This is a genomic window from Streptomyces sp. NPDC031340 (genome assembly GCF_055569945.1).
On the sequence record NZ_JBVIIE010000042.1, the window covers coordinates 1 to 13,001 of the forward strand.

The window sequence follows — 13,001 nt, forward strand, 5'->3', positions numbered from 1 at the left end:
CGCCGCGTGTGAGGAGGGGGGGAGATGCCTTGGAGGGCGTGGCCGTGGGGAAAGACCGAGGGGAGGCACAAACCCCCCCCCCCCCCCGACCCCCCCCCCCCCCCCCCCACGGCGGCGTCCTTGACCGCCTTGACCATGTACTCGGTGAGGTAGAGGTCGGCGAGCTGGAGGATGAACCCGTCGGCCTCCTCGCCGGTCATCTTCAGCGCCTTGGGCCCGTACGCGGCCATCCAGACGGGGACTTCGGCGCCGGGCCCGATCCACGGGAACCTGACGACGGTGCCGCCGCCGAGGTCGGCCTCCTCGCCGCGGCCCAGTGCCCGGATGACCTTCATGGCCTCGCTGATGCGGGCCAGGGTGTTGGGCTTGCGGCCCGCCACGCGCATCGCGGAGTCGCCGCGGCCGATGCCGCAGACGGTGCGGTTGCCGAACATGTCGTTGAGGGTGGCGAAGGTGGAGGCGGTGACCTCCCAGGTGCGGGTGCCCGGGTTGGTCACCATCGGGCCGACCTTCAGCCGCTCGGTGTTGGCGAGGATCTGGCTGTAGATCACGAACGGTTCCTGCCACAGCACGGCCGAGTCGAAGGTCCAGCCGTGGGTGAAGCCGTTGCGCTCGGCGCGCTTCATCAGCTCGACGACCTTCGTGGCCGGCGGATCGGTCTGCAGGACGAGTCCGAAGTCCATGGGCGCCACTCCTAGTTGAGGTACTGACAGGTGGAGCGCGGGGTGTAGACGCCGTGACCGGCGTGTCCGGTGTACTCCCGCTCGGTGATGACGGGTTCGCCGCGCGAGAGGACCGTCTCGACCCGGCCGGTGGTGCGCTTGCCCTCGTACGCCGAGTAGTCGACGTTCATGTGGTGCGTGTCCGCGGACATGACCTGCTCGGCGTGCGGGTCGTAGATGACGATGTCGGCGTCGGCGCCGGGGGCGATGGTGCCCTTCTTCGGGTACAGGCCGAACATGCGGGCCGGGGTGGCGCAGGCGATCTCGATCCAGCGGCGGCGCGAGATGTGCCCGTCGACGACGGCCTGGTGGAGCAGGTCCATGCGGTTCTCCACGCCCGGCAGCCCGTTGGGGATCTTGGAGAAGTCGCCGCGGCCGAGCTCTTTCTGGCCGGTGAAGCAGAACGGGCAGTGGTCGGTGGAGACGACCTGGAGGTCGTTGGTGCGCAGGCCGTTCCACAGCCGGGCCTGGTGCTCCTTGGGGCGCAGGGGCGTGGAGCACACGTACTTCGCGCCCTCGAAGTCGGGTTCGGCGAGGTTGTCGGTGGACAGGAAGAGGTACTGCGGGCAGGTCTCGCCGAAGACGTTCAGGCCCTCGTCGCGGGCCCGGGCCAGCTCCGCGACCGCCTCCGCGGCCGAGACGTGCACGACGTACAGGGGCGCGCCGGCGACCTGTGCGAGCTTGATGGCGCGGTGGGTGGCCTCCGCCTCCAGCAGGGCCTTGCGGACCTCGCCGTGGTAGCGGGGGTCGGTCTCGCCGCGGGCCAGTGCCTGTTCGACGAGGACGTCGATGGCGATGCCGTTCTCGGCGTGCATCATGATCAGGCCGCCGTTCTCGGCGGAGCGCTGCATGGCGCGCAGGATCTGGCCGTCGTCGCTGTAGAAGACGCCCGGGTAGGCCATGAACTGCTTGAAGGAGGTGACGCCCTCCTCCACCAGCAGGTCCATCTCCTTCAGCGTCTCCTGGTTCACATCGGAGACGATCATGTGGAAGCCGTAGTCGATCGCACAGTTGCCCTCGGCCTTGGCGTGCCAGGCGTCCAGGCCCTCGCGCAGTGAGTGTCCGACGCTCTGCACGGCGAAGTCCACGATCGTCGTCGTGCCGCCCCAGGCGGCCGCCCGGGTGCCGGTCTCGAAGGTGTCGGAGGCGGAGGTGCCGCCGAACGGCAGCTCCATGTGGGTGTGGACGTCGACGCCGCCCGGGATGACGTACTTGCCGGCCGCGTCGATGACGCGCTCGGCCGTCCAGGCGTCGGCGGCCGGGGTGCCGGAGGCGGCGAGGGCGGCGATACGGCCGTCCTCGATCAGGACGTCGGCGTGGATCTCGTCGGACGCGGTGACGACGAGGCCACCGCGGATGACGGTACGGCTGCTCATGGTCCCTCTCCTGCCAGGGTGAACGGTTCGGTCAGGGTGCGGTCAGCGGGGCGTAGGCGTCGGGGCGGCGGTCCCGGAAGAACTGCCAGCGGTCGCGCACCTCGCGCAGCTTGGCCAGGTCCAGGTCGCGGACGACGAGTTCGGTCTCCTTGTCGCTCGCCACCTCGCCGACGAACTGGGCCTCCGGGTCCACGAAGTAGGACGTGCCGTAGAAGTCGTTGTCGCCGTAACTCTCCACGCCGACCCGGTTGATCGCGCCGACGAAGTACTCGTTGGCGACGGCCGCGGCCGGCTGCTCCAGCTGCCACAGGTAGCGGGACAGTCCCCGCGAGGTGGCCGACGGGTTGAAGACGATCTCGGCGCCCGCCAGGCCCAGCGCCCGCCAGCCCTCCGGGAAGTGCCGGTCGTAGCAGATGTAGACGCCGATCCGGCCGACGGCGGTGTCGAAGACCGGCCAGCCCGCGTTGCCGGGGCGGAAGTAGAACTTCTCCCAGAATCCGGGCACCTGGGGGATGTGGTGCTTGCGGTACTTGCCGAGGTAGGTGCCGTCGGCGTCGATCACGGCGGCCGTGTTGTACAGGACGCCCGGCTGCTCCTCCTCGTACATCGGCAGGACGAGGACCAGGCCCAGCTCCCTGGCGAGCGCCTGGAAGCGCTTGACGATCGGGCCGTCGGGGATGCGCTCGGCGTACTCGTAGAACGCCTTGTCCTGGACCTGGCAGAAGTAGGGGCCGTAGAAGAGTTCCTGGAAGCAGAGGACTTGGGCGCCCTGCGCGGCCGCGTCCCGCGCGGCCTGCTCGTGCACCTGGATCATCGACTCCTTGTCGCCCGTCCACGCGGTCTGGAAGAGGGCGGCGCGGATCACTTGGCTCATCGGGACCTCCGGTCGCTCGGTGTGCGAGAAGGCTAGGAAGTCCGGAGGCGGGCTTTGAGGTGCACCGTGTCACGTCTGCGGGCCCGCGGCGTGCCACCGTGTCACCTTGTCGCGGGACCATGTTTCACCGCCGTTTTCCCTGGTCATCATGTGTTTCAGCCCTGTTGCGCGTCGTGCGCGAGGAGTGCGATGTGTACGGAGGCGGCCTGTTCGAAGTCGTCGAGGTCCACGCCGAGGCGGCCCTGGATGGCCTCCAGGCGCCGGTAGAGCGCGGGCCGGGAGACGTGGTGGAGCTGGGCGGTGCGGGACTTGTTGCGGCCGGTGGCGAGGTAGGTGCGCAGCACGGACAGCAGGGCCGCCGTCTCCTCGTCCGGCCCGCGCAGCAGCCCGTCCAGCTCGCGTTCGGCGAAGGACTGCACGTGCGGGTCGTCGCGCAGCAGCCGGATCAGGCCGCGCAGGTGCACGTCCTTCAGCCGGACGACGGCCGGCAGGTCGAGGGCGGCCGCGGAGTCGGCGACGGCGTCGGCGACGTGCTGGGCCTCGCGCAGCCCGGCGGGCACGTCGTCCCAGGCGGTGCGCGGGTCGGCCGCGGCGACCACCGTCCTCGGCTCCCCCGACTCGGTGCGCAGCCGTGCCGCGAAGTGCGCGGTGAGCGCGTGCGCGTCCTGGTCGCGGGCGAGGCTGAGCAGCACGGCGACGGCGCCGTCGGCGAGTTCGGCGACCAGTCCGGACAGGCCGAGCATGCGCAGCACCCGGTCGAGCCGGGCGGGGTCCTTGTCCCGGACCACCAGCGGCACGAAGGCGCGCCGGTTGACCGGCAGCCCGGCCGCACGCGCCCGCGGCAGCAGCTGCCTCGCCGGTACGACCCCGCTGACCAGGTCGGTCAGCAGGCTCTGCGCGGACTGCTCCTCCCAGCTGCAGCCCGTGTTGGAGCCGAGCATCCGGTGCAGGACGAGGGCCTCGGCGGCCCGGTCGGCGAGCAGCCGCCCGGTGGCGGTGTCGCCGCGGTAGCCGCACAGCACGATGCGGCCCCACCGCTCGCCGCGGCCGCCGAGCTCGGCGCGGATCCAGCCGTCGCCCTCGTTGCCGCCGGCCTGCCGGGAGATCCGCTCCCAGTCGCGCAGCACGTCGTCGACGGCTGGCCGCTCCCCCGCCGTGGCGAGGACCCGGTGGGCGAGGTTGGTGACGACGACGGGGCAGGCGCTGTGCTGGGCGACCTCGTCGAGCAGGCGCTGCAGGGGCGCGCCGGCGGTGATCAGGCCGGTGAGGGCGGTGCGCACCGACTCCGAGAGGCTGACCGCGGCGAACTTCCGCCGCACCAGCCGGGACTGCACCTCCTCCGTCAGCTCCGCGAAGGGGAAGGGCCGGTGCAGGACGATCAGCGGCAGCCCGCACCGTTCGGCGGCCCGCCGCATGACATCCGGCGGGGCGGGGAACGCCCGGCCGAGGCCCAGGACGACGGCGGCGGCCTCCGCGCGGTGCAGCGAGCGGATGTACTCGGCCTGCTTCTCCTCGTCGCCGGCGAGCAGCACGCCGGTGGTGAGGACCATCTCGCCGCCGCTGAGCATCACGCCCACGTCGGACGCCTCGGCGACGTGCACCCAGCGCACCGGCCGGTCGAGCCGGGCGGCGCCGGCCACCACCTCGGGCTCACCGGCGAGCACCCGTTCCAGCGACAGCACCTGGCGGACCGACAGGGCCGGTTCCAAGTGTTCCAGGTGTACCCGGCGTGACCGGTTTTCCGGCTGTTCCGGGTGTTCCGGACGCTCCAGGGATCCGAAGGTGGTGGTCATGGGCGGTGTTCCCCTTTTCTGCGGCTCGGTTCGCCTCCGGGGCGCCGGAGCGCGCGGCGAGCGGCCGGCCGTGCCCGGTCCCCGCGCCGGAGCGCGCGGCGAGCGGCCGGCCGTGCCCGGTCCCCCGGGCACGGACACGCCCGTCCGCTCGCCGCACTCACGCCCCCTCGGCTCACTCGCCCCCCGCACTGCTGTCCCGCTGCTACGGGATGCTCCGCAGAGCGCGTTCGAGGATCGCGGCGCCCTCCTCGGCCTCCGCGGCCGTGAGGGACAGCGGCGGGGCGATGCGCAGGGCGCTGGTGCGGTGGCCGCCGCCCTTGCCGATGAGCAGCCCGTCCGCGCGGGCCGCCTCCAGTACGGCGCTCGCCGCGTCGAAGTCGGCCTCGTCCGTGCCGGGCCGGACCAGCTCGACGCCGATCATCAGGCCCCGTCCGCGCACCTCCCGGACGTGCGGGAGCTGCGCGGCGACCGCCCGCAGCCGCTCGATGAGCAGCCCGCCGACCCGCCGGGCGTTGCCCTGCAGGTCGTGTTCCAGCAGGTAGGCGAGGTTGGCGAGGCCCGCCGCCATGGTGATCTGGGTGCCGCCGAAGGTGGAGATGCTGTTGGCGTCGAGGCAGTTCATGATCTCGGCGCGGGCGACCACACCGCCGATGGACATGCCGTTGCCGATGCCCTTGGCGAAGGTGAGGATGTCCGGCGGGCCGTGCTGCCCGTGCGCCTGCCAGCCCCAGAAGTGGTCGCCGGTGCGGCCCCAGCCGGTCTGCACCTCGTCGGCGATCCACAGCACGCCGCGCTCGGCGAGCACCTGACGGAAGGCCGCGTACAGGCCGTCGGGCGGTGAGGTGAAGCCGCCGACGCCCTGCACGGGCTCGGCGATCAGGGCGGCGGGCGGCCGGGTGTGGCCGAGCAGGTCCTGGAGGTCGTCGACGCAGGCGGCGATGAACTCGTCGTCGCCGAGGGAGGCGTACGGGCCACGGGTGCGCACGCCGCCGTGCACGTACAGGGTCTGCAGCGGAGACAGCGAGGTCGGGGACCAGCCGCGGTTGCCGGTGATGCCGACCGCGCTGAAGGAGCGGCCGTGGTAGCTGTTGCGCATCGCCAGGATCACGTTGCTGCGCCGGTACGTCGTCGCCAGCAGCAGGGCGGTGTCGTTGGCCTCGGTGCCGGAGGTGGTGAAGAAGACCCGGGCGTCCGGGATCCCGCTCAACCGGGCGATGCGCTCGGCGAGTTCGACCATCGGCCGGTTGAGGTACAGGGTCGAGGAGTGGATGATCCGGCCGGCCTGCTCGCTGACCGCCTTGGTGACCTCGGGCAGCGCGTGCGCGGTCATGGTGGTGAGGATGCCGCCGAAGAAGTCGAGGTACTTGTTGCCGTCGGCGTCCCAGACGTGACGGCCCTCGCCGTGGGTGATCTCGATCGGCCGGTCGTAGTAGAGGGCCAGCCAGTCGGGCAGGACGGCCCGGTGGCGGCCCAGCAGTTCCTCGCTCACGGACGCACCAGCCCTTCGTACGCGTCGGGCCGCCGGTCGCGGTAGAACGCCCACTGCTGCCGCACTTCCTCGATCAGGCCGAAGTCGAGGTCCCGGACGAGGAGTTCCTCCTTGGAGTCGCCGGCCACGTCGCCGACGAACTGACCGCGCGGGTCGACGAAGTACGAGGTGCCGTAGAAGTCGTTGTCGCCGTACTCCTCCACGCCGACCCGGTTGATCGCGGCGACGAAGTACTCGTTGGCGACGGCCGCCGCGGGCTGCTCCAGGCGCCAGAGGTGGCTGGACAGCCCGCGGTGGGTGGCCGACGGGTTGTAGACCAGCTGGGCGCCGTTGAGGCCGAGTTGCCGCCAGCCCTCCGGGAAGTGGCGGTCGTAGCAGATGTAGACGCCGACCTTGCCGACGGCGGTGTCGAAGACCGGCCAGCCCGCGTTCCCGGGTTTGAAGTAGTACTTCTCCCAGAAGCCCTTGACCTGCGGGATGTGGTGCTTGCGGTACTTGCCGAGGACGGTGCCGTCGGCGTCGATCACGGCGGCGGTGTTGTAGTAGAAACCGGACTGCTCGATCTCGAACACCGGCACCACGATCACCATGCCGGTCTCCCGGGCGAGTTCCCGCATACGGCGCACGGTCGGGCCGTCGGGCACGGGCTCGGCCCAGCGGTAGTGCTCGGGCTCCTGGACCTGGCAGAAGTAGGGGGCGTTGAAGACTTCCTGGAATCCGATGATCTTCGCGCCCCGGCGGGCCGCCTCACGGGCGTGCTCCTCGTGCTTCGCCACCATGGACTCGGTGTCGCCGGTCCAGGTGGCCTGTACCAGAGCGGCGCGTACGACGTTGGCCATGAGCTGCTCCTTCGACGGGACGTCAGAGCCTCTACGCCCGTAGACGCAGGTCGTAGAGGGATGAACGTAAGCCTCCGGGGCGGCCTTGCCAAGACCATCGTCGTCAACCCGCGGAGTCGATCACGTTTCGCACTCCGGTGGGTGAGCGGAGTGGCCGGTGCGGGCCCGGTGAGGGCGGTGGGCGGGGCGTCAGGCGGCGAGGCCGGCGACCCGGAGGGCGTGGACCAGGTCCCAGCGCCGCTCGTCGGACACCCCCTGCGCGGCCTGGAGCAGCAGCGGGGCGAGGGTCGGCGGGTCGGGCTCGGCGCTGCGGACCGCCTCCTCGGGGGTGCGGACGCGGACGTAGGCGTCCAGCAGCGCGCGCACCTCGCGGCGGCGCCCCTCGGCGACGAGGCCCAGCACGGCCTCGCCGATCTCGGCGGCGGGCCGTACCACGCCCTGGCGCAGGATCTGCTCGCCGTCCGCGTGCCGGCCGGCCGCGACCAGCGCGTCGGCCGCGGCGACCAGCCGGTCGGCGGGCAGCGACGCGGCCTCCCACAGCAGCGTCGCCCAGTCGGCGCCGAGCCCGGCGCGCCGCAGCTCGGCGGCGAGCAGCGGGAAGCGGCCCGGGGGCCAGTGGGCCGCCTCGACGAGCAGGGCGTGCGCCTCCCCGCTGCGGCCCTCGGCCCGCAGCCGCAGCAGCGACTCGACGGCGGCCGCGACGTCGCGCGCGGCCTCCGCGTCCACCGGCTCGGGCTGCGGTTGCGGTTGCGGCTGCGGCGCCCCCGGTGCCCGGTGGTCCGCCTCGGCCGCTCCGGCGAACCGGGCGCCGCGTGGGGTACGGGTGCCGGCGGCGTCCGGCGCGACCGGCGCGGGCAGGGCCGACGCGGTGGCCGACGGCACGGTCACCGGAGCGGTGTCCTCGTCCACCATCCCGGCGAACCGGGCGCTGCCCCGACGCCGCTTGCGCGGCTTGCCGCCGTCGCCGGGCGGCTGCTCCACCGGGGCGGTGGAGCCGGACGCCTCCCGACCGGGCCTCGGACGTTCCCCGACGGCCCCGGTGGCCTCGGCGGCCCCGACCGCCCCGACGGCCTCGGAGACGTCGTGGGCTTCGGAGGCTTCCGCGGGCCATGCCTCGGGGGCGCCGAGCCGCCCGGGAAACACCTCCGCGTGGTCGCGTCCCGGGGAGCCACCGGGAGACGCCTCCGCGCCCGGCCGGTCGCGCCCCAGGAGACGCGGGGCGGCGCCGTCGTTCCCCACCCGCGCGTCCGGCCGCCGCGGCACGCCGGCGAGGCCACCGCCGGCGAGGCCACCACCGGTGAGGCCACCGCCGGAGGGGCCGGCATCGGCGGGGAGGACGTCCGTCCGGTACGCCGCATCGATCCGGAAGACGCGCCTCCCCGAGGGCGGGGCGCCGGTGCGCTCCGGGTACCGGGCGCCGGCCCGGGTGAGCGGCTGCTCGTCGGCAGGCTCCGGGTACCGGACGCCGGCCCGGGTGAGCGGCTGCTCGTCGGCAGGCTCCGGGTACCGGGCGTCAGCCCGGAGGGCGGAGCGTACGCCGACCTGGGACGCGAATCCTCGGGCGGACCGGACATCGCCGCCGGACACCGCACCCTCCGCGAAGCGGGCGTCGCCGCCAAGCGCAGCGCCCTCCGCGAACCGGTCCCCGGCGCGGAAGCCGGCGCCCTCCGCAGGCCTGGCCTCGACCCCCGGCAGGGCCCCCTCCACCGGCACTGCCCCGGCGTCGGCACCGAAAACGGCCCCCTCCCCGAACCGGGCGTCCGCGCGCGGCACGGCACCGCCCGTCGAGCCGGCGCCCGCGTCGGCCCCGACCCCGGCCGCGAAGGCAGCGCCCTCCGCGAACCGAGCCTCTCCCCCGGACGCCGCACCCTCCCCGAACCGGGCGTCCGCGCGCGGCACGGCACCGCCCGTCGAGCCGGCGCCCGCGTCGGCCCCGGCCCCCGCCGCGAAGGCAGCACCCTGGCGCGGCGCCGTGCCGGGGCTGGACGCGATGTCGCGGGCCGCGGGGCCGGCATCGTCCCGGGGCTCGCCGACGGCCGCCGTCCGTGCGGGCGTCCGGGGCAGGCCGGTACGTCCGTCGGCGGACCGGCGGCGCACGGCGTCCATACGGGCGCGGAGTTCACGGCAGCGGGCGGTGGCTCGCTCGTGGTCGTCGCGGGCCCAGGCGAGGTCGAGGCGGAGGGCGTCGGCCTCGTCCCGGGTGGCGGCGTGGGTGAGGGCGCGGGTCAGTCCCGTCAGGCGTTCGGCGGCGTAGCGCTGCTCGCGGAACATGACGTCGAGCCGGTCGCCGAGGGCCTCCCGGCCGCCGGGCCGGGCGTCGTACGCGGCGACCGCGGCGGCGTGCAGGGCGCGGGCGTGCTCCCGCTCGCGGGCCACGGGCCCCCGCCCGGCCGTCGCGGCGAGGTCCTGCAGCAGCGCCTCCACCACGTCCCAGGGCAGCATCTCGCGTCCGTCCCGGCACGCCCGCATCCCGTCCGGGTCACGCTGCCAGAACACCGCGCACCAGCCGCCGCCCTGGTCCAGACGCCCCAGCAGGCCGTTCAGGTAGTTCGCGAACTCCCGCACCATGTCAGGGAGTTGATCCACAGCCATCGCCCAACTCCCGCCAGACCGGAAGACTCCGGTCCGTAGACAACACCAGCCGTGTTACGGCGGCGCTACGGAGAGTTTTCGGGCTCGACGCAGAGTACGCCGATCCTGCCGGAACGTGACGTGCGACCGCCGCTCACACCGCGAGCGGCGCGCACCGTCCGACCAGTTCGTCCATCGACAGGCCGAGGGCACCGGCGAGCGCGGCGACCGTGAAGAAGGCGGGCGTCGGGGCGCGCCCCGTCTCGATCTTGCGGAGGGTCTCCGCGGAGATGCCGGCCTCGGCCGCGACGTCCGCCATGCTCCGCCCGCCGCGGGCCTCGCGCAGCAGCCTGCCGAGCCGCTCGCCGCGCTCGTGCTCTTCGGGAGTGAGGGGGGTGCGCACCATGCCGTCATAGTAATACCGGTATAGTAATTGGCGCGGTTCGCGTCATGCGCGGGCCTGCCACCCGTCCCCGGGCACCCGGCAACCAGCGCCCTGCCCCCGGCGCAGAACACCGAGGCGGGCGCCCCGGGCCCACCAGGGCGGTGCGGGGCGGCGCTCAGGCGGCGAATCAGGGCCGCGGCGCGGGGCGCTGGACGTGCCCGACGGAACAGAACGTGCCATCGTGGCATGAGCGCCCTTTGTCCGGGTTACCCGCCCGACTCCGGCACGTCGTCAGCGAAGGACCCAACACGATGACCAGCGGCTACCTCGGCCCGGAGGGCGACCCCTTCGGTGAATTCCTGGCCCGCTTCTTCGGCGGCCCCCGCCAGAGTCCCCGGCAGATCGACATCGGCCGGCTGCTCAGCCAGCCCGCGCGGGACCTCGTCCGCGGCGCCGCCCAGTACGCGGCCGAGCACGGCAGCCGGGATCTCGACACCCAGCACCTGCTGCGGGCCGCGCTGGCCGCCGAACCGACCCGCAGTCTGCTCAGCCGCGCCGGCGCGGACCCCGACTCGCTGGCGAAGGAGATCGACAAGCGCTCCGGTCCGGTCCAGCACCCGGCGGGCGAGACACCGCCGCCGACCTCACTGTCCCTGACCCCGGCCGTGAAGCGGGCCCTGCTGGACGCGCACGAGCTGGCCCGAGCCGCCGGCACCGGCTACATCGGCCCGGAGCACGTGCTCAGCGCGCTCGCCGCGAACCCGGACTCCGCCGCCGGGCACATCCTCAACTCGGCCCGCTACACGCCGTCCGGCCCGTCCGAGGCCCCCGAGACGCCGCAGGGCCGCGCGGAACGGCCCCGGTCCACGGGCACGCCCACCCTGGACAAGTACGCGCGCGACCTCACCGACCTCGCCAGGCAGGGCCGCATCGACCCGGTGATCGGGCGGGACGACGAGATCGAGCAGACCATCGAGGTGCTCTCCCGCCGCGGCAAGAACAACCCGGTGCTGATCGGCGACGCGGGCGTCGGCAAGACGGCCGTGGTGGAGGGGCTCGCGCAGCGCATCGCCGACGGCGACGTGCCCGACGTGCTGGCCGGGCGCCGGGTGGTCGCCCTGGACCTGACCGCCGTCGTCGCGGGCACCCGCTACCGGGGCGACTTCGAGGAACGCCTGAACAACATCGTCGGCGAGATCCGCGCCAACTCCGACCGGCTGATCGTCTTCATCGACGAACTGCACACCGTCGTCGGCGCCGGTGCGGGCGGCGAGGGCGGCACCATGGACGCCGGCAACATCCTCAAGCCGGCCCTGGCCCGCGGCGAGCTGCACGTCGTCGGGGCCACCACGCTGGTGGAGTACCGCCGGGTGGAGAAGGACGCGGCGCTGGCCCGCCGCTTCCAGCCGATCCTGGTGCCCGAGCCGTCCGTGCCCGACGCCATCGAGATCCTGCGCGGGCTGCGCGACCGCTACGAGGCGCATCACCAGGTCCGTTACACCGACGAGGCGCTGGTGGCGGCGGTGGAGCTGTCCGACCGCTACCTGACCGACCGCCGGCTGCCCGACAAGGCGATCGACCTGATAGACCAGGCCGGCGCCCGGGTGCGGCTGCGTGCGAAGACGAAGGGCACCGACGTCCGCACCATGGAGCGCGAGGTCGAGCAGCTCACCCTCGACAAGGACCAGGCGGTCGCCGACGAACAGTACGAGCAGGCCACGCAACTGCGCGACCGCATCGTGGAGTTGAAGCAGCAGATCGCGGCCGCCGGCGACGGCCAGCAGGCCGACGAGGGTCAGCACCTGGAGGTCACCGCCGAGGCCGTCGCCGAGGTGGTGTCCCGGCAGACCGGCATCCCGGTCAGCAGCCTCACCCAGGAGGAGAAGGAACGCCTGCTCGGCCTGGAGGTGCACCTGCACGAGCGGGTCGTCGGGCAGGACGAGGCCGTACGCGTCGTCTCCGAGGCGGTGCTGCGCTCCCGCGCCGGGCTCGCCAGCCCCGACCGGCCGATCGGCAGCTTCCTCTTCCTGGGCCCGACCGGCGTCGGCAAGACCGAGCTGGCCCGGGCGCTCGCCGAGGCGCTGTTCGGCAGCGAGGAGCGCATGGTGCGCCTGGACATGAGCGAGTACCAGGAGCGGCACACCGTCAGCCGTCTGATCGGCGCCCCGCCCGGGTACGTCGGCCACGAGGAGGCCGGCCAGCTCACCGAGGTGGTGCGCCGGCACCCGTACTCGCTGCTGCTGCTCGACGAGGTGGAGAAGGCCCACCCCGATGTCTTCAACATCCTCCTGCAGGTCCTGGACGACGGGCGGCTGACCGACTCGCAGGGCCGCACGGTGGACTTCACCAACACGGTCATCGTGATGACCAGCAACCTGGGCTCGGAGGTGATCACGCGCAGGGGCGCGGGCATCGGCTTCGGGCCGGGCGGCGCCGACGCCGACGAGGAGGCGCGGCGGGAACAGGTCCTGCGGCCGCTGCGGGAGCACTTCCGGCCGGAGTTCCTCAACCGCATCGACGAGATCGTCGTCTTCCGCCAGCTGACTGGTGACCAACTGCGGCGGATCACCGACCTGTTGCTGGAGAGGACCCGCCGACTGCTGCACGCGCAGGGCGTGACGGTCCAGTTCACCGACGCGGCCGTCGACTGGCTGGCCGAGCGCGGGTACCAGCCCGAGTACGGCGCCCGTCCGCTGCGCCGCATCATCCAGCGCGAGGTCGACAACGAGCTGTCCAAGCTGCTGCTCGACGGCCGGGTCGTCGAGGGCGGCCGGGTCACCGTGGGCGTCGAGGACGGGCGGCTGACGTTCGCCACGGAGGACCTGCCGCCCACCCCCGAACTGTGAGCGCCGCGCTCCTACGACGCGCCTGGCGCACCACCATCCCCGCGCCCACGACGCGCCGGGCGCACCCGATCGCCGCGCCCACGACGCCGGGTACACCCCGATCGCC

The 13,001-nt window shown here is 73.5% G+C and carries 9 protein-coding genes; 1 reads left to right on the top strand and 8 read right to left on the bottom strand.

Annotated features, from left to right (window positions below; genetic code table 11):
• The 8 genes from ACZ5GT_RS28225 to ACZ5GT_RS28260 all read right to left on the bottom strand — a co-directional run.
• Nucleotides 1-683 (bottom strand): TIGR03842 family LLM class F420-dependent oxidoreductase (locus ACZ5GT_RS28225; RefSeq protein WP_469031731.1); only part of this gene is annotated, 683 nt, incomplete at its 3' end.
• Between the two features lie 11 nt (nucleotides 684-694).
• Nucleotides 695-2,098 carry a dihydropyrimidinase gene (gene hydA / locus ACZ5GT_RS28230; protein ID WP_469031732.1) on the bottom strand — a complete coding sequence of 468 codons (1,404 nt, stop codon included), beginning with the start codon at nucleotides 2,096-2,098 and terminating at the stop codon, nucleotides 695-697.
• A 31-nt stretch (nucleotides 2,099-2,129) separates the two neighbouring features.
• Nucleotides 2,130-2,972, bottom strand: coding sequence for a nitrilase-related carbon-nitrogen hydrolase (locus ACZ5GT_RS28235; protein ID WP_324788082.1), 843 nt, complete (start codon nucleotides 2,970-2,972; stop codon nucleotides 2,130-2,132).
• A gap of 155 nt (nucleotides 2,973-3,127) precedes the next feature.
• Complete coding sequence (locus tag ACZ5GT_RS28240) at nucleotides 3,128-4,765, bottom strand: PucR family transcriptional regulator (protein ID WP_469031733.1); 1,638 nt, start codon at nucleotides 4,763-4,765, stop codon at nucleotides 3,128-3,130.
• A gap of 202 nt (nucleotides 4,766-4,967) precedes the next feature.
• Nucleotides 4,968-6,254, bottom strand: a complete 1,287-nt coding sequence (locus tag ACZ5GT_RS28245) for an aspartate aminotransferase family protein (protein ID WP_469031734.1) — start codon at nucleotides 6,252-6,254, stop codon at nucleotides 4,968-4,970.
• Nucleotides 6,251-7,093, bottom strand: coding sequence for a nitrilase-related carbon-nitrogen hydrolase (locus ACZ5GT_RS28250; RefSeq protein ID WP_469031735.1), 843 nt, complete (start codon nucleotides 7,091-7,093; stop codon nucleotides 6,251-6,253). Before ACZ5GT_RS28250 ends, ACZ5GT_RS28245 begins: the two co-directional genes overlap by 4 nt.
• Before the next feature lie 189 nt (nucleotides 7,094-7,282).
• Entirely contained in the window at nucleotides 7,283-9,685 is a 2,403-nt protein-coding gene (locus tag ACZ5GT_RS28255) for a hypothetical protein (RefSeq protein WP_469031736.1), read from the bottom strand.
• A 133-nt stretch (nucleotides 9,686-9,818) separates the two neighbouring features.
• Nucleotides 9,819-10,070 (bottom strand): helix-turn-helix domain-containing protein, encoded by a 252-nt coding sequence (locus tag ACZ5GT_RS28260; protein ID WP_469031737.1) that lies wholly within the window; start codon nucleotides 10,068-10,070, stop codon nucleotides 9,819-9,821.
• Nucleotides 10,071-10,360: 290 nt separating this feature from the next.
• Between ACZ5GT_RS28260 and ACZ5GT_RS28265 the strand changes: the two genes are divergently transcribed.
• The gene (locus ACZ5GT_RS28265; protein WP_469031738.1) at nucleotides 10,361-12,895 is read left to right on the top strand and encodes an ATP-dependent Clp protease ATP-binding subunit; all 2,535 of its coding nucleotides are present in this window, start codon (nucleotides 10,361-10,363) and stop codon (nucleotides 12,893-12,895) included.
• Nucleotides 12,896-13,001: the final 106 nt, after the last annotated feature.

Bases quoted from the DNA above. Each gene is read 5' to 3' on its own strand.
- hydA (WP_469031732.1), bottom strand. From the start codon at position 2,098: ATGAGCAGCCGTACCGTCATCCGCGGTGGCCTCGTCGTCACCGCGTCC.
- ACZ5GT_RS28235 (WP_324788082.1), bottom strand. From the start codon at position 2,972: ATGAGCCAAGTGATCCGCGCCGCCCTCTTCCAGACCGCGTGGACGGGC.
- ACZ5GT_RS28240 (WP_469031733.1), bottom strand. From the start codon at position 4,765: ATGACCACCACCTTCGGATCCCTGGAGCGTCCGGAACACCCGGAACAG.
- ACZ5GT_RS28250 (WP_469031735.1), bottom strand. From the start codon at position 7,093: ATGGCCAACGTCGTACGCGCCGCTCTGGTACAGGCCACCTGGACCGGC.
- ACZ5GT_RS28255 (WP_469031736.1), bottom strand. From the start codon at position 9,685: ATGGCTGTGGATCAACTCCCTGACATGGTGCGGGAGTTCGCGAACTAC.
- ACZ5GT_RS28260 (WP_469031737.1), bottom strand. From the start codon at position 10,070: ATGGTGCGCACCCCCCTCACTCCCGAAGAGCACGAGCGCGGCGAGCGG.
- ACZ5GT_RS28265 (WP_469031738.1), top strand. From the start codon at position 10,361: ATGACCAGCGGCTACCTCGGCCCGGAGGGCGACCCCTTCGGTGAATTC.